The 19,060-nt window shown below is 61.2% G+C and carries 21 protein-coding genes; 8 read left to right on the top strand and 13 right to left on the bottom strand.

Annotation, left to right across the window (positions count from 1 at the left end; translation table 11 throughout):
- Positions 1 to 176: 176 nt before the first annotated feature.
- Entirely contained in the window at positions 177 to 869 is a 693-nt protein-coding gene (locus tag ACO1XS_RS22155) for a TetR/AcrR family transcriptional regulator (RefSeq protein ID WP_486391720.1), read from the bottom strand.
- Between the two features lie 163 nt (positions 870 to 1,032).
- Here ACO1XS_RS22155 and ACO1XS_RS22150 point away from each other — a divergent pair, with 163 nt between their 5' ends.
- Together ACO1XS_RS22150 and ACO1XS_RS22145 are read left to right on the top strand one after the other, a co-directional pair.
- The gene (locus ACO1XS_RS22150; RefSeq protein WP_331572101.1) at positions 1,033 to 1,821 is read left to right on the top strand and encodes an SDR family NAD(P)-dependent oxidoreductase; all 789 of its coding nucleotides are present in this window, start codon (positions 1,033 to 1,035) and stop codon (positions 1,819 to 1,821) included.
- Between the two features lie 54 nt (positions 1,822 to 1,875).
- Complete coding sequence (locus ACO1XS_RS22145; RefSeq protein ID WP_486391719.1) at positions 1,876 to 2,877, top strand: NADP-dependent oxidoreductase; 1,002 nt, start codon at positions 1,876 to 1,878, stop codon at positions 2,875 to 2,877.
- Between the two features lie 58 nt (positions 2,878 to 2,935).
- Here the strand turns inward: ACO1XS_RS22145 and ACO1XS_RS22140 are convergent, their stop codons facing one another.
- Both ACO1XS_RS22140 and ACO1XS_RS22135 read right to left on the bottom strand, forming a co-directional pair.
- On the bottom strand, positions 2,936 to 3,361 hold the full coding sequence (locus ACO1XS_RS22140; protein ID WP_440563512.1) for a GlcG/HbpS family heme-binding protein: 426 nt from the start codon (positions 3,359 to 3,361) through the stop codon (positions 2,936 to 2,938).
- A gap of 28 nt (positions 3,362 to 3,389) precedes the next feature.
- Positions 3,390 to 4,403, bottom strand: a complete 1,014-nt coding sequence (locus ACO1XS_RS22135; RefSeq protein ID WP_440563509.1) for a zinc-binding alcohol dehydrogenase family protein — start codon at positions 4,401 to 4,403, stop codon at positions 3,390 to 3,392.
- Between the two features lie 97 nt (positions 4,404 to 4,500).
- Here ACO1XS_RS22135 and ACO1XS_RS22130 point away from each other — a divergent pair, with 97 nt between their 5' ends.
- Positions 4,501 to 5,430, top strand: coding sequence for a LysR family transcriptional regulator (locus ACO1XS_RS22130; RefSeq protein WP_486391769.1), 930 nt, complete (start codon positions 4,501 to 4,503; stop codon positions 5,428 to 5,430).
- Between the two features lies 1 nt (position 5,431).
- On the opposite strand, the gene ACO1XS_RS22125 is transcribed toward ACO1XS_RS22130, so the two are convergent.
- Complete coding sequence (locus tag ACO1XS_RS22125; RefSeq protein WP_486391718.1) at positions 5,432 to 6,310, bottom strand: SDR family oxidoreductase; 879 nt, start codon at positions 6,308 to 6,310, stop codon at positions 5,432 to 5,434.
- 112 nt (positions 6,311 to 6,422) lie between these two features.
- On the opposite strand from ACO1XS_RS22125, the gene ACO1XS_RS22120 reads away from it, so the two are divergent.
- Entirely contained in the window at positions 6,423 to 7,304 is an 882-nt protein-coding gene (locus ACO1XS_RS22120; protein WP_486391717.1) for a LysR family transcriptional regulator, read from the top strand.
- Between the two features lie 144 nt (positions 7,305 to 7,448).
- Here ACO1XS_RS22120 and ACO1XS_RS22115 read toward each other — a convergent pair whose 3' ends face one another.
- From ACO1XS_RS22115 to ACO1XS_RS22105, 3 genes are all read right to left on the bottom strand, one after another.
- Positions 7,449 to 7,988 (bottom strand): SRPBCC domain-containing protein, encoded by a 540-nt coding sequence (locus ACO1XS_RS22115; protein ID WP_331568968.1) that lies wholly within the window; start codon positions 7,986 to 7,988, stop codon positions 7,449 to 7,451.
- A 42-nt stretch (positions 7,989 to 8,030) separates the two neighbouring features.
- Positions 8,031 to 8,825: an SDR family NAD(P)-dependent oxidoreductase gene (locus ACO1XS_RS22110; RefSeq protein WP_486391768.1), complete on the bottom strand. Its 795-nt coding sequence runs from the start codon at positions 8,823 to 8,825 to the stop codon at positions 8,031 to 8,033.
- A 76-nt stretch (positions 8,826 to 8,901) separates the two neighbouring features.
- Positions 8,902 to 9,405 carry an SRPBCC domain-containing protein gene (locus tag ACO1XS_RS22105; protein WP_331568970.1) on the bottom strand — a complete coding sequence of 168 codons (504 nt, stop codon included), beginning with the start codon at positions 9,403 to 9,405 and terminating at the stop codon, positions 8,902 to 8,904.
- A gap of 159 nt (positions 9,406 to 9,564) precedes the next feature.
- On the opposite strand from ACO1XS_RS22105, the gene ACO1XS_RS22100 reads away from it, so the two are divergent.
- Positions 9,565 to 10,497, top strand: coding sequence for a LysR family transcriptional regulator (locus ACO1XS_RS22100; protein ID WP_486391716.1), 933 nt, complete (start codon positions 9,565 to 9,567; stop codon positions 10,495 to 10,497).
- A gap of 85 nt (positions 10,498 to 10,582) precedes the next feature.
- On the opposite strand, the gene ACO1XS_RS22095 is transcribed toward ACO1XS_RS22100, so the two are convergent.
- Positions 10,583 to 11,509 carry a LysR family transcriptional regulator gene (locus tag ACO1XS_RS22095; protein ID WP_486391715.1) on the bottom strand — a complete coding sequence of 309 codons (927 nt, stop codon included), beginning with the start codon at positions 11,507 to 11,509 and terminating at the stop codon, positions 10,583 to 10,585.
- A 207-nt stretch (positions 11,510 to 11,716) separates the two neighbouring features.
- Here ACO1XS_RS22095 and ACO1XS_RS22090 point away from each other — a divergent pair, with 207 nt between their 5' ends.
- Complete coding sequence (locus tag ACO1XS_RS22090) at positions 11,717 to 12,316, top strand: NADPH-dependent F420 reductase (RefSeq protein WP_486391714.1); 600 nt, start codon at positions 11,717 to 11,719, stop codon at positions 12,314 to 12,316.
- A gap of 220 nt (positions 12,317 to 12,536) precedes the next feature.
- On the opposite strand, the gene ACO1XS_RS22085 is transcribed toward ACO1XS_RS22090, so the two are convergent.
- Positions 12,537 to 13,271 carry an SDR family oxidoreductase gene (locus tag ACO1XS_RS22085; protein WP_486391713.1) on the bottom strand — a complete coding sequence of 245 codons (735 nt, stop codon included), beginning with the start codon at positions 13,269 to 13,271 and terminating at the stop codon, positions 12,537 to 12,539.
- Positions 13,272 to 13,380: 109 nt separating this feature from the next.
- Between ACO1XS_RS22085 and ACO1XS_RS22080 the strand changes: the two genes are divergently transcribed.
- Complete coding sequence (locus ACO1XS_RS22080; protein WP_486391712.1) at positions 13,381 to 14,286, top strand: LysR family transcriptional regulator; 906 nt, start codon at positions 13,381 to 13,383, stop codon at positions 14,284 to 14,286.
- A gap of 91 nt (positions 14,287 to 14,377) precedes the next feature.
- Here the strand turns inward: ACO1XS_RS22080 and ACO1XS_RS22075 are convergent, their stop codons facing one another.
- A complete protein-coding gene (locus ACO1XS_RS22075) occupies positions 14,378 to 14,968 on the bottom strand; it encodes a class I SAM-dependent methyltransferase (RefSeq protein WP_486391711.1) in 591 nt (196 codons plus the stop codon).
- Between the two features lie 593 nt (positions 14,969 to 15,561).
- On the opposite strand from ACO1XS_RS22075, the gene ACO1XS_RS22070 reads away from it, so the two are divergent.
- Entirely contained in the window at positions 15,562 to 16,101 is a 540-nt protein-coding gene (locus ACO1XS_RS22070; protein WP_414720218.1) for an STM3941 family protein, read from the top strand.
- Positions 16,102 to 16,337: 236 nt separating this feature from the next.
- On the opposite strand, the gene ACO1XS_RS22065 is transcribed toward ACO1XS_RS22070, so the two are convergent.
- The 3 genes from ACO1XS_RS22065 to ACO1XS_RS22055 form a co-directional block, all read right to left on the bottom strand.
- Positions 16,338 to 16,535, bottom strand: a complete 198-nt coding sequence (locus tag ACO1XS_RS22065) for an XRE family transcriptional regulator (RefSeq protein ID WP_331568981.1) — start codon at positions 16,533 to 16,535, stop codon at positions 16,338 to 16,340.
- On the bottom strand, positions 16,522 to 17,556 hold the full coding sequence (locus ACO1XS_RS22060; protein WP_331568983.1) for a hypothetical protein: 1,035 nt from the start codon (positions 17,554 to 17,556) through the stop codon (positions 16,522 to 16,524). Before ACO1XS_RS22060 ends, ACO1XS_RS22065 begins: the two co-directional genes overlap by 14 nt.
- A 337-nt stretch (positions 17,557 to 17,893) precedes the next feature.
- Positions 17,894 to 18,856, bottom strand: coding sequence for a 2-hydroxyacid dehydrogenase (locus tag ACO1XS_RS22055; protein ID WP_331568985.1), 963 nt, complete (start codon positions 18,854 to 18,856; stop codon positions 17,894 to 17,896).
- Between the last annotated feature and the right edge of the window lie 204 nt (positions 18,857 to 19,060).

The following is a 19,060-nucleotide window of genomic DNA, read 5'->3' as shown; positions in this document are numbered from 1 at the left end:
CGCAATCCTCTGCGAAGCAATCCCCTCCAATGCGCAACCAAGCGATTCGCCGGTTTTATAAGCGCCGAGGTGGTCTGCGTACCGACCTTCATCCAGGCGGGGCTCCCGCCGGAGCGACCTGCTCCTGAGACAGACGTTCACCTCGGTTTGAGATCGACTCAGCGCACCGAGGCGCCCTATTTCGAATTCTTTACCGTCCCAGTGGACAATGTGCGCCTGCTCTCCCTTCTCTTCCGGGGAACGGCCTGTTGTGCAGTTTTAGAGGCAGGCCTGTCACCCGAAGGTGCGCTTGCTGCCTGGGCTTCGCCCAGTGACGCAAGAATCTCGTCGCGGCAAACCGCCAGGATTTCATCGGCCAGCGGCGAGTCGTCCGGACATGCGCGCGACAGGACAATGGCGCCCACCGCCTGCGCGAGTATGGCGAGGCATCGCGCTCGCGCCCGCCCCCGGTCGGCGCCGTCCGACGCAGCGCCCTCGGGACTCAGCAGAGCCAGTTGATTCTCGATGCCTGCCGCAAACGCGGCCCGAACGGCCTCCGGCTGGCGCGCGGCGTCACCGCTCAGCGCGGCCATCGTGCAACCGGTGGCGCGCCCATCGCGATGCTCGCGGGAAAGGTAATACCGCACGAACTCCGGCGCATCCACGCCGGCACTGAGCGCCGCCGACTGCGCCAAGCCGCACGCCGCCGATTCCGCCATCAAGTCGGACTTCGAGCGAAACTGCTTGTAAAAGCCGCCATGGGTGAAGCCGGCGGCGGCCATCAGATCCGCAACGCCAACGCCATCGTAGCCGCGCTCCCGAAACAGCCGGGACGCCGTCTCGACCACGTGCTCCCGGTTGGCCTGTGCCTGTGCCTTGGTGATCTTCATTTCCTGACCACGGTCGGTTCATGTCTGCGAAGGCTCCATCATACATTGATGTCGGTCGTAATCAAAACATTGACAATTTAGATTACGGCCATCATCATTGCATCCATGCCATGAGCGGCATAGCTTCCGCCCCCGTCCGCCCCCCTTGCAAAGGAAATGATCCATGACCACGCTTCCGACCGTTCTCGTCACCGGTGCCTCGTCCGGCATCGGCGCTACCTACGCCGCGCGCTTCGCGGCCCGCGGCCATGACCTTGTGCTGGTTGCTCGCGACAAGGCGCGCCTCGATGCGTTGGCCGCGCGCCTGCGTGAAGAAAACGGCGTGGCCGTCGAGGTGCAGCAGGCCGACCTGACCCAACCCGCGGATCTGGACGCAGTCGAGGCTCGCCTGCGCGACGACGCACGCATAGGCATCCTGATCAACAACGCCGGGATAGCTCAATCGGGCAGCTTCGTACAGCAGAGCGCCGATAGCATCGAGCGTCTGATCGCGCTCAACACGACGGCGCTGACGCGGCTCGCCGCCGCGGTCGCTCCACGCTTTGCGCGCGCAGGTACCGGCGCGATCGTCAACATTGGCTCCGTGGTGGGTTTCGCGCCCGAGTTCGGGATGTCGATTTATGGCGCCACCAAGGCCTTTGTGCTGTTTCTCTCGCAGGGATTGAATCTCGAGTTGTCGCCGAGCGGCATTTATGTGCAGGCGGTGCTGCCGGCGGCGACCCGCACCGAAATCTGGGGGCGCGCCGGCATCGACGTCGATACGTTGAACGAAGTCATGGAGGTCGACGAACTGGTCGATGCGGCATTGGTCGGCTTCGATCGCCGCGAACTCGTCACCATCCCACCGCTGCACGTGGCCGCGCGCTGGGACGCATTGGATGGCGCCCGTCAAGGGCTTTTGTCGGACGTTCGACAAGCGCACGCGGCCGATCGCTACCGGCCGCAAGCCTGATCGCTGCTGATGGCCCGCTGCGCTGCCCACACCCGACATTGGAATTAGAACGACATGAAGGCACTCACATTCAAGCGCTACGGCAAGTCGCCCGAGATAGGGTTCGCCGATGTTCCGCGTCCCACGCCAAAGCCCGATGAGCTGCTAGTCGAAGTGCACGCGGCGGGGTTGAACCCGATCGACAACATGATTCCGGCGGGAACGTTCAAACCCATTCTCAAGTTCGAATTGCCGGCGACACTGGGCAGCGATATTGCCGGCGTCGTGGTTGAAGTCGGCAGCCGCGTGACGCGTTTCAAGCCGGGCGATGCCGTGTTTGCCAGCGTCTTCGACCTTGGCAGGGGCTCGATCGCCGAATTCGTGGCGGTGCCGGAAAGTGTTGCCGCACCGAAGCCGGCCAAGCTCGATTTCGTGCAGGCGGCTTCCATTCCGATGGTCGGCCTCACCTCCTGGCAAGCACTGAAGGAGCGCGCTGGCGTCCGTGCGGATCAAAAAGTCTTCATCCCGGCCGGCTCCGGCGGTATTGGCACGTTCGCGATCCAACTGGCGAAGTATTTTGGCGCGAAGGTGGGAACGACCACCAGCACGGGCAATGTCGAATTGGTCACGGCGTTGGGCGCAAACGAGGTGATCGACTATAAGAAGCAGCACTTCGAGAAAGTGCTCGGCGGCTATGATGTCGTGCTCGGCACGCTGCGGGGCGACGCGATCGAGAAGGCTGTCGGTATTCTCAAACCGGGCAGCAAGATCGTCTCGCTCATTGGCCCGTTGGACGCTGCGTTCGCACGGGCACGGCGTCTGAATTTCGTTTTTGGGTTCCTGTTCGCCTTGATGAGCCGCAAGATCATGCGCATGGCAAGAAGGCAGAACGTCAGTTACTCGTTTCTCTTCGTGCGCCCCGACGGTGCGCAGCTCGCCGAAATTGGCGAATTGCTCGAATCGGAACGCATTCGTCCCATCATCGACAAGGTCTTTCCGTTCGAGCAGGCGAAGGAAGCGCTCGAATACTTGGCCCAGGGACGCGCCAAGGGCAAAGTCGTCGTGAGCGTCAGGTGAGCTGGCAACCGGGTGGCCGTGCAAAAGCGCAGCGGCCCCCCGGTATCGGCAGTTCGACTCACTGTATAAATCCTGCCTGACGCAGTGCCTCCTCGGCGGCCTCATGATCTTGAGCCGACGTTCCCCCAGAAATACCGATGCCACCGACCAGACGCCCTTCGTGGAAGATCGGTACGCCACCGCCGACCGCCATCAGCCGCGGATGGTGCGCCAGCGGGGCAACGGTAGGTTCGGCCATGTACTGATTCCATTGGTGCGTGGCCATGCCGAATGACGCGGCGGTCCATGCCTTGTCGATGGCGACGTCGACAGTCAGGAATGGCGCCGTATCCGCGCGCTCGAAAGCGCGCAGGTGACCGCCTGCATCGGTAATTGCGATCGTCGCGGCGAATCCTCGCGCGGCGCACGCGCGGCGCGCTTCGGCTATCAATGCTTGTGCGGCGTCCAGGCTGATTGCAGTCGTGTTGATGATTTGCGATGTCATGGTGATGTCCGGCCGTTGTCAAAAGGGTTCAGTGGTTGGCAAGGACGACCTTGCCGATCATGTTGCCTGCCTCGACCAGCGCATGCGCTTCGATCAGACTTGCGGCGTTGATGCCGTCGATGCGTCGGGTCAGGGTGTGCTTGAGGCGGCCCTGGTCGACCAGCTGCGCCGCGCGACGCAGCAAGGCGTGCTGCCGTGCGAGGGTGTCCGTGGTGAACATTGCGCGGGTGAACATCAGCTCCCAGTGAATCGAGATGGATTTCCCCTTGAACGGACCGATGTCCAGATCCACCGGGTCGTCGACGAGCGCGAACTGGCCCTCCGGGCGCAGCACCGCGGCAATTTGAGGCACATAGGCGGCGCTGTTGTTCAACCCTGCAACGTGGGTGACGTGCTCGATGCCGAGCGCGGCCAACTGGGGCTCCCAAGCCTGATTGTGATCGAGGACGTGATGCGCGCCATGGGCCAGCACCCACTCGCGGGTTTCCGGCCGCGAGGCCGTGCCGATGACGGTCATGCCAGTCAACTCGCGCGCCAGTTGGGTCAGAATCGAGCCGACGCCGCCCGCCGCGCCAATGACCAGCAACACGTTGTTGTCGGTCGGGTCCGCTGTCTGAACACGCAGGCGGTCGAACAGCAGCTCCCACGCAGTGATCGTCGTCAGCGGCAACGACGCGGCCTCCGCGAAGTCGAGGGATGCCGGCATGGGGCCGACGATGCGTTCGTCCACGGCGTGCAGTTCGCTGTTGCTGCCGGGCCGCGTGATGTCACCGGCGTACCAGACGCGGTCGCCCGGCTTGAAGTGCGTGGCCAGCGGACCGGTTGCACGGACGATGCCCGCCGCGTCCCAGCCAGCGATGCGCACACCGCCCTCGGGAATATCTCCACCGCGACGGATTTTGGTATCGACCGGGTTCACCGACACCGCTTTCACTTCCACCAACAGATCATGGTCGCGCAACTCCGGCGTCGGCAGCTCAATGTCCTGCAGCGCCTGAGGGTGGCTGATGGGATGGTTCTGATAGAAGCCGATGGCTTTCATTGACGTGTCCTCCAAGAGTGAGTGAGAGCATGTTATCTTTCGTCGAAATACGGATAAATGCCCGCGGAGCCCAAACACTTTCGGCATTTCAATGAAAATGATTCGACTCGATGACGTTCAGATCTTCGTGCACACGGTCGACTACGGCAGCTTCTCGGAGGCGGCGCGCCAGCTGAATATTGCGCCCGCACAGGCGAGTGCGTCAGTGCAGCGGCTCGAAAAGGCGCTGGACACGCGCCTGTTCACCCGTTCGACGCGCAGCATGCAGCTATCGGAAGCTGGAGAGCGTTATCTACCGCACGCGCGGGTCATGATTGGTGCACTGGAGCAAGGCGAGCAGGCCCTGGCAAACGGCCGGGAGGCGCTGTCCGGCCCGCTGCGGCTGTCCGCTCCGTCTGACTTTGGTCGAAACCTGCTGTTGCCCTGGCTGGATGACTTTCAGCACTTGCACCCCGGTTTATCGCTGCACGTGAGAATGAGCGATCGTGCGGCCGACCTCGTCCGCCAGCCGCTGGATGCCGTCGTACGCTACGGAGCGCTGCCTGATTCGTCTCTCGTGGCCATGAAGCTGGTCGACAACAACCGACGTGCAGTGTGCGCCGCGCCCTCGTACCTCGAACGGCATGGCGCGCCGTCAAAGGTCGAGGATTTACGGCGACACAACTGCCTGCGGTACGTCTGGAGTGAACAGGTTCATGAACGCTGGCGCTTTACGCCGCCGGGCGGTGAGCGCACCGTGGCGGTCACAGGCAATCGCATCAGCGATGACGCGGACGCCGTTCGCCGATGGGCGGTCGCGGGGGAAGGCATTGTCTACAAGTCGCGACTGGACTTGATCGACGATTTGAAGGCAGGTCGACTGGTGGAGTTATTTCCCTCGGAGTATTGCGAGCCTGCGCCGCTGCACCTGATCTGTGCTCACCGTGCGCAACTATCGCCGGCGATCAACCAGTTGCATGCCTTCCTGCGCGAGCGCTGCGCTGCATTGCTTGGCAGCCATCCTGATGAACCGCCCTGCAGTGCGTGAATCAATCCTTCGCCCACGCAGCGGCCATGGCAACCGCAAAATCGCGATAAGACCTAGGCGGGCGTCCCAGTAGGGTCGACAAGCGCCCGAGCTCTTCCGTCGAAGCCACTGCACCGTCTTGCTGGTATCGCTGCATCATCAAGCGCATGTCATACGCCAGCCACGCCGGCGCGACTGACTTCAAACGCTGCTCGAGAATATCGAGATCGTCACCGCCATAGCGAACCTGGCGTTCGAGTGCATCCGCCCAGATACGGACAATGGATTCCGCCGTCAGCGCGTCCGGGCCGACCAGTTCGTACGTTTCTCGTGGTAGCGGATTGGCAGCGAGCTCGCGCCGCAGCAACTCTTTGGCTGCTGCCTCTCCGATATCGCGAACGTCCACCATGGAAATGCCCTTCTCGCCAATCGGCATCCCATAGATGCCGTGCTCCAGCAGCGCATCTTTCTGCCGCACATCGTTCTGAATGAAGTACGCGGGACGAAGCACAGTCGCCGGCATGTCGCACTGCTCGATCATGCGCTCGACTGCGTGCTTGCCCGTGAAGTGTGGCACGTCGACATACTCTGCGCCCTTGAATACGGACAGATACACCACGCCATTCACATGCGACTCTCGCGCGATGCTCAAGGCCTGCAGCGCCTGAGTCAGTTCCTCTGCGGCGTTTGGCGCCAGCAAGAACAACGTGCTGATGCCCTTCATGGCTTGCCGTACCGAATCCACATCGGACAAGTCGCCTTTGATTGCCCTGATGCCGTCAGCAAATTGGGCTTTCTCGGGCGAACGCGTCAGGGCGTGCACTTGAACCCCGCGGCCTTGCAGGTGTTCAAGAACTTGCTTACCCACTGTGCCCGTACTTCCCGTAACAAGAATTGTCATGACGTCTCTCGAATGAAAGGCCCAAAGCGGCCCGGTGAAGACAGGTTATTCGTTCCGAATTTGATTCGATAGATATAGAATCGAAACACCTCGTCTCAAAAATAGAACTTTCATGAATTTAATGGCGCTTGCTGATTTCAATGCGGTCGCCGTTCACGGCGGCTTCGGCCCAGCTGGCCGCGCGCTGGACCGGCCCAAGGCCACGCTATCGCGGCATGTAGCCGAGTTGGAAGACGAACTCGGAGTGAGGTTGATCGAGCGCGGCTCGAGACGAATGCGCCTGACGGAAGATGGCATCGCTCTCCATGAGCGCACTCGAGGCCTTCTAGCCGAGCTTGAGGAGGCGGGCGACGCGATGGCCTCGCGTGCGCCTGTCGCCCGTGGACGGCTGCGCATCAGTGCTCCCATCGTTTTCGCGCATGTTGTGCTGTGCAGGATCGCTGCGCGCTTCGCGTTGGCCTACCCGCAGGTCGAGGTCGAGATTGTCGCGGAAGATCGTGTCGTGGATCCGGTGGAAGACGGCTATGACCTGGTGATTCGTGTCAATCCGCCGCGAGACGAGCTACTCGTGGGAAGGCGCATTCTTGACGATGAGCGATGGCTTGTGGCAACACCGGCCTTATCGGTTCCTGCGATGCGCAAACAGGATGTGAGTCCGTTTCCGGTCCCGGCGGTCTTGTCGGTGGCTGCGCCATCGGAAGCGATCTGGAGCGTACGGACGAAATCCAAAGGTACGAAGACATTTGAGCCGATGCCGGTCCTCCGGCTATCGTCGCTACTGATGGTGCGCGAGGCCGTTCTCGCCGGCGCGGGATCGGCGATGTTGCCGAGACTGCTAGTCGAAGAAGATGTGATGGCCGGACGACTCGTCTGCTGGGGTAAAGAAGAGGATTCGCCGGTGGAGATATGGGCCCTTTACCATTCTCGCCGGCTGCTGAGCCTCAAGGTCCGAGCATTCCTGGATGCGCTTCAGGATTTACCCGCGCGAGCGTGAGAAAACGTGGCGGTGTGCGACGGTAGAGGGCGGCTTTCAAGGCACAACGGACCTTCGCTTAGTCTCATCCAAAGATGAGAGCTCGGCCATTGCCGACATCGACGTGACGGCGTCGATGAGGTGGATATCGGTCATCTTTTTCAGCTATTGCGCAGCCGACTTGAAACGAGGGCGTCTCTCGTTTGCCTGTGCCTCGAACTCGAGCGCTACCTTCGCAAGGTCTGCCAGAAGCCTTTCATGGGTGCGCCAAAAGATGTCCGGTGCTTCCTTCGCCAACTCGATCCAGAGCGGCCCTTGCATCGTCTCTTCAGTCCAGAGGTGACAACCGTCGGATGTCGGCGTGATGATCCACGCGTGATAGGCCGTGGAGTCTCTCGAAGTCTTCGGACCGCCGCCCCAGGCGATGCGGGAGATGGGATCGAACTCCTGTACCGATGCAGCGACGTCCTGGCCAGCAAGATTCGTTTCGAAACGCGTGCCGGCTCGCAACAGTTCGTGTCCGTCCAGCAGTTCGACGTCCTTGACGCCAGGATAGAAACGAGACCACGCCTTGGGATCAACGAGAAGAGACCAGATGGTTTCGGGCGAAACGGCAACCTCGAGCTCATTCGTGAAATGGATGGGCGAGCGGCTTGGCGTCATGTCCGCTGGCCAACGGATCACTTCGAACAGATTGTTTTTCATGATTGGGGTTCAGGTTTGATTTGAAGTTTCCCGGGCATCGGTTCAGATGATCGCGCGGATGACACCGCCATCGACGCGCAATGCCGCGCCCGTGGTGCCGGAGGCTTGCTCGGAGCAGACATACACCACCATGTTGGCGACTTCTTCCGTCGATGTGAACCGGTTGAGCAGCGTGGTCGGTCGCATCGTTTTCAGGAAGTTCTGCTCCGCCTCATCCTGCGTGATGCCCTGCTCCAGCGCGGTAGCTTTCATCCAGTTGCCGAGAATTTCCGAGCGGGTCGGCCCCGGCAGCACTGCGTTGACGGTCACCCCACTGCCGCTCACCAATTCTGCAAGTCCCCTCGATACCGCGAGTTGCGCCGCCTTGGTCATGCCGTAGTCGATCATCTCTTTGGGAATCATGATCGCGGATTCGCTGCTGATGAACACGACCCGTCCCCAGCCGCGCTGGACCATGCCCGGCAGATAATGCCGTGCAGCGCGCACTCCGCTCATCACATTGAGCTGGAAGAGGTCAAGCCATTCGCTATCGCGCTGCTTGAAGAAATCATTCGGATGAGCCGTGCCGAGGTTATTCACGAGAATGTCGGCGTCCGCCGCTTGCGCGACGAGCACGGCCGATCCTTCCGAGGTCGAAAGATCAGCCGCGATGCCGGTCAATTCGGCATCGGGCACGACGGCCCGGATCTCCTGTAGTGCGGTCGCGACTCGCGCTTCGGTGCGTCCGTTGATCACGACCAACGCACCCGCACGGGCGAGGCCCTCGGCGATCGCGCGGCCGATGCCCGCAGTCGAGCCAGTCACGATGGCCCTGCGGCCTTTGAGTTCGATCTTCATAGATGTTTTTCTCTGGATGAGGACGGCCGAGCAATCGTTCCGCCGATCCGGTTTATCGACACGGGCAGTCGCACGATCACCCGGCGTTCTTCGCGACTTCCGCCTCCGCGCGACGCGCGAGCCGCTCGACCCAATCCTGGTGATAGCGATAGAGCCCACCGGGATGCTGTCTTCCGAGCACATCGAGAAACCACGGCCCTTGCTGCGTCTCTTCCGTCAGCACGTGGCAGCCATCGTCGGTCGGTGTGATTACCCAGCCGTGGTAAGCGCTAGAACCGGTCTCGTCGCCGTCGACGGTGGTCGCCCAGGCGAGCCTTCGGTTCGGCACGCATTCGGTCACCTCGAGGCTCATCGGGAAGCCAACCGTCACGCGGCGGTAATGAGTTCCAAAAGCCAGTTCCGACTCGCCGGACAGGATCTCAACCTGGTCTTCGGATGGGAAATAGCTCGCCCAGTTTTTCGCGTCGATGAGCAGTTTCCACACCACTTCGGGCGGCGCTTTCACGTCGATATCGTTGAGCGCGTAGATGGCCGACGTTTTCGGGTCGTAGCGCTCCGGCCAGATGACATGGTCGTACATGGTTTATTGCTCCTTCTTACAGGTCATAAAAACTCCTGGGCTGATGCGCTTCACAAGAACGTCGCTGCGTTGGGAGAAAATCATCGCAGCACGCCACGCATCTGGGAAGCCGGGATATCGAGATACAATCCATCTACCTCAGAGATGGATGGCGCACCAATGCTGGATGGGATCTCGCTGGATCAACTCAGAACCTTCATCGCCGCCGTGGATGAGGGCAGTTTCTCGGCGGCCGCCCGCAAGCTCAACCGTGTGCAGTCAGCGGTGAGCGGCTGGGTCGGCGGCCTGGAGGATCAACTGGACGTCGTGCTATTCGACCGCACGGGCCGATTCCCGAAGCTCACGCCGGAGGGCGTGCAGTTGCTCGCCGACGCCCGCAACATCGTTGCCGGCGTGGACACGCTGAAGGCACGCGCTAGGCTGATGACTTCGGGCGTGGAGGCGGAACTATCGGTGGTAGTCGATGTTTTCTTCCCGACGGCAGTGGTCAGTGCCGTCGCGAAGGCATTCGCAGAGCGGTTTCCGTTGACGCCGCTCCGGCTTTTCGTCGAAGGCTTGGGAGCGGCGTATCAACCCGTTCTCGATGGGCGATGTAGTTTGGGCATCCTGCCGCCCCTGCCACAGCCCTTTCCATCATTGGTCAGCGAGCGAATTGGCCAACTGCCACTGGTCGCCGTTGCTGCGGCATGCCATCCGCTCGCGAGCGTGGGCCATCGAATCCCGCGGCGCGAGTTGGCTAAACATGTCCAACTAGTGCTGACGGACCGGTCCGATCTCACCGCTGGCCGTGACTTCGGGGTTGCTTCGGCTTCGACTTGGCGTCTCGCGGACCTGTCCACAAAATATGCGTTTCTTAAAGACTGCGTGGGATGGGGAGGGATGCCCTTGCACATGGTCGAGAAGGACATCGCGGCAGGTACGCTTGTGGTGCTGGACGTGGACGACACGCCGCCCAGCGGCTGGATGCTGACCATGTCGGTGTATCACCAGCCGTCGCAGCCGCCGGGACCTGCGGGTAAATGGTTCGTCGACCATCTGAAGACCCTGTGGGAGCGATCTGACGCCGTACCAATGCCCTTTTCAACCAGGTGAACCTGATGACAGTGAGCGAGGCAGTAGAAGCAGCCCCAACGTGAGGAGCGCGGGTCACTCGCCCTTTCGAATCAGCGACCGCGCACTACGCCGGCGTTGGTCTTCCCACCCCGTGCGAAGGATGACGATTGCCAAGGAGCTCGACGAGCCGTGTCTCGCATTTGGAAAACGAATACCCGCGCCGGTGCGAGATCATGAACGTGAGGGCACGCATGTGCCATGCGCGACGTTGGAGTTCGACAAGTGTTCCATTCGCGAGGTCAACCGCCACCATATGATGCGGCATGTGCCCCCAGCACAAGCTTCCCCTGAGCAGATCGTGCTTCGCGCCGAGGTCATTCACCCGCCACTGGCGTTCACTGACGACCCCCTGTTGTGTCTTTTCCGCATCGGGCTGATTGTCGGTGACGACGAGCTGGATGTGCCGGCCAAATTCCTCCCGCGGGATCGGCCCCGCGATTGCGGCCAGCGGATGCGATGGCGCACAGACGGTCACCATTTGCGCTTCACATAGATACTGCCGTTCTATGCTACCGGGGCTCAGCTCCGGCACGTCCGCGATTGTCACAGCCAATGCGCAGGTGGCTTCGAAAACCAAACGCTCGCCGCCCTGCATGGTCGTCATGCGCAGATTGATTGCAACCGTTGGAAAGTCCGCCTGCACGGTGCGCAGGCATTCAATCAGGTGCGCACGCGGAAAATAGGTGTCCACGGCAATCGAGACCTGTGGAACCCCGGCTTCAGCAATCGAAACCGCGCGCATCTTCATTTCGTCGGTGCGCGAGATCACCCCACGAGCATCAGGCAGGAGACTGCGGCCCGCAGCCGTAAGCGTCGCTTTGCGGGTGTTGCGCTCGAACAGCACCACATCAAAGGCACTCTCGAGCGCGTTGATCGCGTGACTGATCGCCGACTGTGCACGTCTCAGCTCCCGAGCAGCCCCGGAAAAGCTTCCTTCGTCACACACGGCGACGAACGCCCGAAGTTGATTGATGGTGACGTTGTCGAGCATATATATCTAGAAAATAGATGGCACTTATAGATATTCGGTCAATTGGATTCATGAATCAAGAGGTCCAGAATCGTGTTGGTCACTTTTCTTTCGAAGGATGCATGACATGAACAGACTGACTGGAAAGGCCATTGGGTGACCGGCCAAACGATTGAAGCGAGCGGCGGCTACAAGCTCTGACCGCGCCGAGAGACGAAGGAGAAACATATGAATTACGCCATCATTGGCTTCGGGAAGATCGGCCACGCACTTGCCAAGGCGTTCGCCCGCAACGGCATCGAAGTGGCCGTTGCAACCACGCGCGACCCGGAAAGCTTTGCAGCCGATGCGGCCGCGATCGGACCCACGATTATTCCCAAAACCCTGGCGGAAGCCGTCAAGGCGGACATCATCTTTTTGGCAGTCCGTTTTGAATCGCACCGGGAGGTGGTAAAAGCACTGCCCGACTGGAAGGGGAAGACAGTCATCGACGCGATGAACACGCAGGCCCCGCTTGAGGAACTGGGCGGTCTCCCGTCCTCTACTTTCATCGCGAAGGCGTTCACCGGAGCCAGGCTGGTGAAAGGCTTCAACCATCTGGTCGCTGCCGTCCTTGACCAGGATCCGGCCGTACACGGTGGCAGGAGGGTCGTGTTTCTGGCGAGCGACGATGACGGCGCCGCAGCGGAGATTGGTGCGCTTGCGCAAGAGCTCGGTTTCGCGCCCATCCAACTCGGCGGGCTTTCTGAAGGCGGACTGCTTGTGCATGCGCGCGGGAAAAGCTGGGGTCACCTGATCTTCAAGGACTTGATCGCGTTCGACCGATGAACGAGCGTCTCCGGATGTTTCGCTGCGTCGAATGGCCGATAGCCGGGCGCAGCCGACGTTCGAATGTCCGAACGGCAAGTCGCCGGAATGACGTCTCATGGCCGAACGCGGTCCATGACGACGGACCGAAGTCGACCCGCTGGCGTCGTTCGACGAAGCGTGACGTCTTCGGCAGCTTTCAGGGTATAGCGGCTATCGCTTTCTTAGAGCCCGTTGCTAATCAGACCAGCACGCCACCGCCGTCCACAATGATGGTCTGCCCCGTAGCATAGCGATTGGACATCAAATAGACGTACGTTTGCGCAAGGTCCTCGGCCTCGCCGACGCGACCGACTGGCAAGGCCGCGCTGCTCGCGGCGTAGAGCGCTTCGCGCTCGAATTCCGGCAAGTTATCCCACAGCGGCGTGCGCACCAAGCCGGGACTCACAAGGTTGACGCGAACAGGCGCCAATTCCACCGCGAGTGCCCGTGTGAGACCTTCCATCGCGCTGCAGACGCTGGCCAGCGCCACCCAACCGTGTTGTGGCCGCAAGCTCGCAATACCGCTGGTCAACACCACTGAGCCGCCGGGACGGAGATACGGCGCCGCATGTTTGACGGCGGCAATTGCGCCGAATACTCGCACTTCGAAAAGCTGACGGACCGTAGCGAGGTCCATGTCGGCGAGCGCCCCGATTTTCAACGAATCCCCCGCGCTGTAGACCAGATGGTCGAACGCGCCGACTTGCCCGAACAACGCGCGCACGGCGGACTCGTTACTCAGATCGACCGTGTATCCCTTGACCCGGTCGCCGAGTCTCGCGACGGCTTCGGCGACTCGCTCACTGCGCGATGAAACAACGCTCACCGAGGAGCCGGCTGCCAGCGCGGCCTGGGCCGTGGCAAGGCCGATTCCCGAGGTGCCGCCCAGCAGGACGACGTGTTGATGCTGAAGGTTCGTGCTTGCAATAGTCATGGTGAGTCCTCGCAGTGGATTGTGAGTGAAGCCATCACCCGAGTATTATTCTTTAGCCTTTCTTGATAAACGCCGTATTTCTTCGAACACTCCTTAATAGAGCTTGCGAATGGATCGATTCTCCAGCATGGCGATATTTGCACGCGTGGTCGAGCGCGGCAGCTTTACCGCCGCGGCCGAAGGCAGCGGTATGACGCCCACGATGGTCGGCAACCATATCCGCGAGTTGGAGCGACGGCTCGCAGGCCGGCTGCTGAATCGCACGACGCGGCGTCAAAGCCTGACCGAACTCGGCAAGCGCTATCACTCGCGATGCCTTGAAATCCTGGCGCTGGTGGACTCCGCCGAGATGGACGCGCGAGAAATGCAGAGCAACCCGCGTGGCCGGTTGCGGGTGAGCGCCCCGGTTATCTATGGCACGCGTGTGCTCGTACCGGCGCTTTCCGCGTACCTCGACCGCTACCCCGAGGTTCAGGTCGAGCTGTCCCTTAGCGATCGTTTCGTCGATCTGGCGGAAGAAGGTTTCGACGCCGCCATCCGCGCCGGGGTACTACCGGACTCGGGCTTGATTGCGCGGCCGTTGAGCCATTCGCCGCGTATCGCCTGCGCATCACCGGCCTATCTGGCGCGCCATGGGCGGCCGCAGGTGCCGGCCGATCTGGCGCAGCACAACTGCCTGGCTTTCATGGTCGCGAGTGGACCCGAACGCGAATGGCGTTTCCTACGTCCGGGTGGCAATGGCGTGGAGCGCGTCGCAGTGCGTGGCCGTCTCGATGTCAATGGCGGACTCGCGCTTCGCGAAGCCGCGCTCGCGGGACTGGGGGTGGTTTTTCAACCTCAGGTAATGCTGCAGGAAGATCTGGATGCGGGTCGGCTCGTTCGTCTTTTTCCCGACTGGCCGGCGCAGACCTGGCCCATCCATGTGGTGCATTTGCCCGATGCGCGCATGCCACCGAAGCTGGCCAGTTTTATCGCCTTCCTCCAGGAAACGTTGGGGCACGACAGCGGAACGTAGACTGGCCATGTTATGCGAAAGCGGCCTTTAGCTACTCAGCAGCGAGTTTCTGTGACGGCCTCGATGGCGCGTCTGATCGCGGCAGCGTCAATCACCGCCGCCGCACAATAAGTCGATGCACCCGCCTGCCCGAAGACTGGTTCACTGTCTCGGCATCAAGCAAGAATTCCGCATCGCCAAGCCCATTCCTGACCAGTGCCGCGTCGAATCCAGCGTAGAGTCGGCCAGCGGCATCGCGCGTTGAAGCCGTTTGTGCCACTCGCCAGCTTAGATACAGCGTCCCCGCGGGCCTGAGAACACTGAATAGGCGTGCGCAGGCTTGGGTAACTTCATCTGGTGGCAAATGCATGATGACGGTTTCGCACAATACGTTGTCGTATGTTTCTCTGCCGATGGTGTCCAGCGTGGGAAGCGCGGCACGCTTGAAAACCAGCGACGGATAATCGGCCGTGGCTTGCGCAAGTAGCCCCTCGGCGGCCTCAAAGCCAACGGCGGGGAAGCCGTGATCGTTTAGCCACGCAACGTCACGGCCAGCGCCACAACCGATGTCGGCAGTTGTGCCGCCCAAGGTGAAGTAGCGATGCAACAGCGCGTACATGTCAGTCGGCGGGGGCTGATCGCGCCACTCACCCGCAAATCGGCTCGCGCCTGCGGAGTAGACTTCGACGGTCTGTTCGTCCATGGCAAAGGCCCCGGATCAAGTTGTGACAATTGAGGCCGGACGAACCGCTGCGGGCTTGCCCAGTCGCGTTGCCGTGACGATGATGGTCTCCACGCTGACCGAATATTTATAGTATCTGCGTACGCTGCCTAGTGGGGAAGGCAAGTCGTTATCCCGGTATAGCTCGTGACAGGCTCGCCGCATCTACGTTCTGGGCGATCTTCGGCCAATGCCGGATGCGATGTGAGCGCAGAGCGAGTCCGCGACGGCCATCGACGAAGTCTAAAGCCATAGGCAAATCTGCCGATATTCAATACATAAAAGCCGACGAGGAGCGGTACGTGAGGCAAGGCGACTGGACGTGGGGTGCGGCAACGCGTGTTTGGTGGGCGTTTACTTGGCGAGCGGTGCTCGTTGGTTTTTTTCTCGCACTCTTTGTCGGCTTTCTCGTCGGCGTCGTGGAAGGCGCGCTGGGTGTTGGACGTCACCCAGCGCACGTCGTACTAGTCGGTATGGCATGCGCGATCCCCGCAAGCGTGTGGGCGATGCGTTCTGCCCTTAAACGAACTTACCCGGGCTTCCGGATCACATTCACGAGCGCACATTAGAAATTGATGGGACCCATCATCGTTTACCAAAGCCGCGGAAAGCTCACCGCCTTGCTATTCGGCTCATTTCTCCTCGCTGTCTTGTGTGTACTATTGCTGGCGCGAAATCCAGCCTCGATGAGTGTCAGTTCGACGATAGCAGTAGCTACCGGCATCCCGTTTTTTAGTGCATGCGGTTTGTTCTACCTATCCCGGCTACTGTGGAGAAAGCCCGCAATTATCATCAACAATGAAGGGCTCGCGGACCAGGCGTCGGCTGCATCAGTAGGATTAATTCGATGGGCAGATATTACAGACGCGAGGATTATTGCTTTGACCTCCCGCAGTTCGCGACAAAAGTATCTGGGTGTCTCGCTGCGCAATCCGGACGACTATTTGGCAAAGTGCGGTCCGTTAACTAGGGCAATCTTGCGGGCAAACGTACGCCTTAGTGGATACGTTGTGAATATTCCACAGGCGGCTTTGTCTGTAGGGCTCGACGTAGTCTTGGCACACATGGAGTTTTATCTTCAGCAGCGCGGCGGCCACGAGAATCATTCTAAATAAGGCGCACCGGGCAATTTAGAATTGCGCGCGCGTGATTTATTTGTGATCTCAACCCTCAGGAATTTTGAGGCCCCGTTCCCTCTCGATTGGCAATCCAGTGCGTGGCCCCCCTTACGGGGACGGCTTCTCGCGGATCACGGTACCTCGATACCGCCAGCGATACCGAATGTCATGCTCCGCAGTTGACGACCGTTGTTGGACTGCACTAGAGGATCAATGCTCGCTTTGCTGTGACATCAGCCATGATCGCCCTTCCCTTTGCCACGCGGCAGCCGGACGCGCTGAGGCAACGCCGCGCTAGCCAACGACTGCCCCACTGTATCGTGGGCAGCGTCGGCAACCTCCTGTAATCCGCCTAGGAGGCCAAGCGCCTGCAGCACGCCTGCATAGATGCCGATGCTCACGCCCGGATCTCCAGCCTCAACGCGCTGCATCGTCATTTCCATCATCTTGCCGGCCTCCTCTCGACCGGACCGCGATCCCGCCCTGGGTGACCGGACCGGGGGTGGAGTCCTCGATGACTTGAGACGGCGCCACATTGCCCCTTGCCCCCGGCGCGAACGCGAGAATGCGCAGGTTCGGCTCGGAAACAAAGAGCCGCCCGTCGGAGGAGATGGCAATCTTGTTTCCTCCCGGTGCGCTAGGGCCACTGATTCCCGTGGCTGGACCGCTGATTGTCCGTACCGGCGGCACGTCGCCGTTCGCCTTGGCGGCGAAAACGCTCACCTGGATCTGCGTCAGGTCGTTGGTCGCGTTGTAGACGAATAATTCGTCCGTACCGGGATCGACAGCGAGCGTCATGTTGCTCCTCGCAAAAACTCCGGCACCCGGCAGCAGGCCAGTTTTGCTACCCGTGAGGCTGCGCAGAAGCGGCGGCGAGGTAATGTTCCGGCTCGTGCCAAACGTGTCGATGATCGCCGCCCCCCGTATGTCATAACCCGCAATCAGCAGATTGTCCTCGTTGTCAACGGCGACGCTCGCGTACTGGATGACATTCGGATCAGTAAGGTGAATCGGATTGGCCAGAGGCCCGGAACTGTTGTTGGGAACGACGTACACACCTGCCTCGGAGGGGCGAACGCTCAGGACGAAGTCGTTGAGGTAGGAGTCCACCGCGATGCTGAGCAGATCGTTCGTCATCGTCAACATGAACGAGCGACTGGGCGCCTCATTGCCCTCGGCCTTCCGCGGAAAGATGTCGACGGTGCTGTTGGTGAGAAACTGCGCGACGTGAAAGAAGTGGTTCTTGCTGATCACCATCGGCCCGGCGGTTTCGAGGGTGGTGAGCGGCCCTTGCAGCACCTGGCAGGGCTCGGTCGCTCCATTGGCGCGCAAGGAGTAGCCGCGAATCTGATCTTGGAGAGCGAGGAAGACGGCGTCGTTGGGGCAGGCAGCCTGCGCCAGTTGGACCCCGAACAGCGTGCTGACGATGGCGACACATAGCGCAAGTTTCATGACACGCCTCCTTGGTCATATTGTGCGAATGCGCCAATCAAGCATAGACGCCGGGCGAAGGCCGAACGAACTTCCGCCAGCTGGAACCTGTGTTTTGGCGGGCAATGCGAGGGAACACCCACCGATATCGAACGGTAGTCCGCGATACGCTTCGCAAGCGACGAGCGAATAGGACATAACACAGGCGACCTCTGCCCGCACCGCGCAGACGACGCACTGGAAATCTGCCGATGTTCGCGAGGTTCGCTCCGGAGCCACTGCCGCATCAGTAATCGCATGCGGCAGCGCTCCGTTTGTCGAGGCCGAAGTCGTTGCAGAGCGCGCTGTTACGCTGCCTTCACAGCGCGTTCGGCGCCGCCCTCCCATCAAGCACCGCAGCGACGTTGTCGAGCGCGGTGAACCCCATCTGGTCGCGCGTCTCGATCGTCGCGCTCGCCATGTGCGGCGACAGAAACACATTGTCGAGCGCGGTAAAGCGCGGATCGATATTGGGCTCGTTCCGATAGACGTCGAGCCCCGCACCGAACAACCGACGCGACGCCAACGCATCGTACAGCGCATCCTCGTCGACGAGACTGCCGCGCGCGGCATTCACGAACACTGCACCGTCGCGCAGCAATCGGAACTCACGGCGCGTCATCAACGGCGTGCCGCCGCCCGGCACGTGCAGCGAGAGGATGTCGCACTGCGGCAGCAGCGTGTCCAGATCCGCACAATAGCGGGCACCCGCCTCGATCTCGGGCGGTGCGGGCCGCCGGTCGGTGTAGACGATCTTCATTCCGAAGCCTCGCGCACGCTGCGCGACCGCCCGACCGATCCGGCCGAAACCGACGATCCCGAGCGTCTTGCCGTTCACGCGCGTACCGAGCAGGTCGGTCATGCCGAACGACTTGCCCCACCCGGCGCGCACGATGCGCTCGTACTCCGACGCACGCCGGCATGCGGCCAAAATCAGCAGCAGCGTGAAATCGGCCGTGCAGTCGGTCAGCGCGTCCGGTGCGTTGCTGACCACGATTCCCCGAGCGTGCGCGGCGGCGACGTCCATGTGGTCGGTACCCGCACTCGCGTTCGCGATGATCTTTACACACGACGGCAACGCCTCGATGTGCTCGGCCTGCAGCCCCGATCTCTTGCCGATCAGCAATGCCGGCGTCTGGTAGCGGTTGCAGAACTCGACGACGGACGCCGCATCCATGTCGGCGTGCGTTACATAGGCGTTGAACTCTGATTGCGCGCGCGTTCCCACCGCGGCGGGAACGCGTCGCGCAACCAGCAGGCGGGGGCGATTCTTGTTAGGCATGGTCTCGTCCTTGGATCGGAAAACGGAACACAGCCTACGAAGCGCAGTCGGCACGGGTCAATATTGATCGGTTCGATCAACATATTCGCGCGGCATTGCGTCGCCGGATTTGCCGAACGGTTCCGAGTCTGTCGTCTGTCATCTGTGACGCCGTACGAGCGCGCGACCGACGCATCCGCGAACTCAGGAAAACCCTCACGCGTC

The organism is Trinickia sp., from assembly GCF_057351765.1.
The sequence above is the reverse complement of the archived record's forward strand: the minus strand, read 5'-3'. Positions and strand labels throughout refer to the sequence as shown.

Bases quoted from the DNA above. Each gene is read 5' to 3' on its own strand.
- ACO1XS_RS22155 (WP_486391720.1), bottom strand. From the start codon at position 869: ATGAAGATCACCAAGGCACAGGCACAGGCCAACCGGGAGCACGTGGTC.
- ACO1XS_RS22150 (WP_331572101.1), top strand. From the start codon at position 1,033: ATGACCACGCTTCCGACCGTTCTCGTCACCGGTGCCTCGTCCGGCATC.
- ACO1XS_RS22145 (WP_486391719.1), top strand. From the start codon at position 1,876: ATGAAGGCACTCACATTCAAGCGCTACGGCAAGTCGCCCGAGATAGGG.
- ACO1XS_RS22140 (WP_440563512.1), bottom strand. From the start codon at position 3,361: ATGACATCGCAAATCATCAACACGACTGCAATCAGCCTGGACGCCGCA.
- ACO1XS_RS22135 (WP_440563509.1), bottom strand. From the start codon at position 4,403: ATGAAAGCCATCGGCTTCTATCAGAACCATCCCATCAGCCACCCTCAG.
- ACO1XS_RS22130 (WP_486391769.1), top strand. From the start codon at position 4,501: ATGATTCGACTCGATGACGTTCAGATCTTCGTGCACACGGTCGACTAC.
- ACO1XS_RS22125 (WP_486391718.1), bottom strand. From the start codon at position 6,310: ATGACAATTCTTGTTACGGGAAGTACGGGCACAGTGGGTAAGCAAGTT.
- ACO1XS_RS22120 (WP_486391717.1), top strand. From the start codon at position 6,423: ATGAATTTAATGGCGCTTGCTGATTTCAATGCGGTCGCCGTTCACGGC.
- ACO1XS_RS22115 (WP_331568968.1), bottom strand. From the start codon at position 7,988: ATGAAAAACAATCTGTTCGAAGTGATCCGTTGGCCAGCGGACATGACG.
- ACO1XS_RS22110 (WP_486391768.1), bottom strand. From the start codon at position 8,825: ATGAAGATCGAACTCAAAGGCCGCAGGGCCATCGTGACTGGCTCGACT.
- ACO1XS_RS22105 (WP_331568970.1), bottom strand. From the start codon at position 9,405: ATGTACGACCATGTCATCTGGCCGGAGCGCTACGACCCGAAAACGTCG.
- ACO1XS_RS22100 (WP_486391716.1), top strand. From the start codon at position 9,565: ATGCTGGATGGGATCTCGCTGGATCAACTCAGAACCTTCATCGCCGCC.
- ACO1XS_RS22095 (WP_486391715.1), bottom strand. From the start codon at position 11,509: ATGCTCGACAACGTCACCATCAATCAACTTCGGGCGTTCGTCGCCGTG.
- ACO1XS_RS22090 (WP_486391714.1), top strand. From the start codon at position 11,717: ATGAATTACGCCATCATTGGCTTCGGGAAGATCGGCCACGCACTTGCC.
- ACO1XS_RS22085 (WP_486391713.1), bottom strand. From the start codon at position 13,271: ATGACTATTGCAAGCACGAACCTTCAGCATCAACACGTCGTCCTGCTG.
- ACO1XS_RS22080 (WP_486391712.1), top strand. From the start codon at position 13,381: ATGGATCGATTCTCCAGCATGGCGATATTTGCACGCGTGGTCGAGCGC.
- ACO1XS_RS22075 (WP_486391711.1), bottom strand. From the start codon at position 14,968: ATGGACGAACAGACCGTCGAAGTCTACTCCGCAGGCGCGAGCCGATTT.
- ACO1XS_RS22070 (WP_414720218.1), top strand. From the start codon at position 15,562: ATGGGACCCATCATCGTTTACCAAAGCCGCGGAAAGCTCACCGCCTTG.
- ACO1XS_RS22065 (WP_331568981.1), bottom strand. From the start codon at position 16,535: ATGCAGCGCGTTGAGGCTGGAGATCCGGGCGTGAGCATCGGCATCTAT.
- ACO1XS_RS22060 (WP_331568983.1), bottom strand. From the start codon at position 17,556: ATGAAACTTGCGCTATGTGTCGCCATCGTCAGCACGCTGTTCGGGGTC.
- ACO1XS_RS22055 (WP_331568985.1), bottom strand. From the start codon at position 18,856: ATGCCTAACAAGAATCGCCCCCGCCTGCTGGTTGCGCGACGCGTTCCC.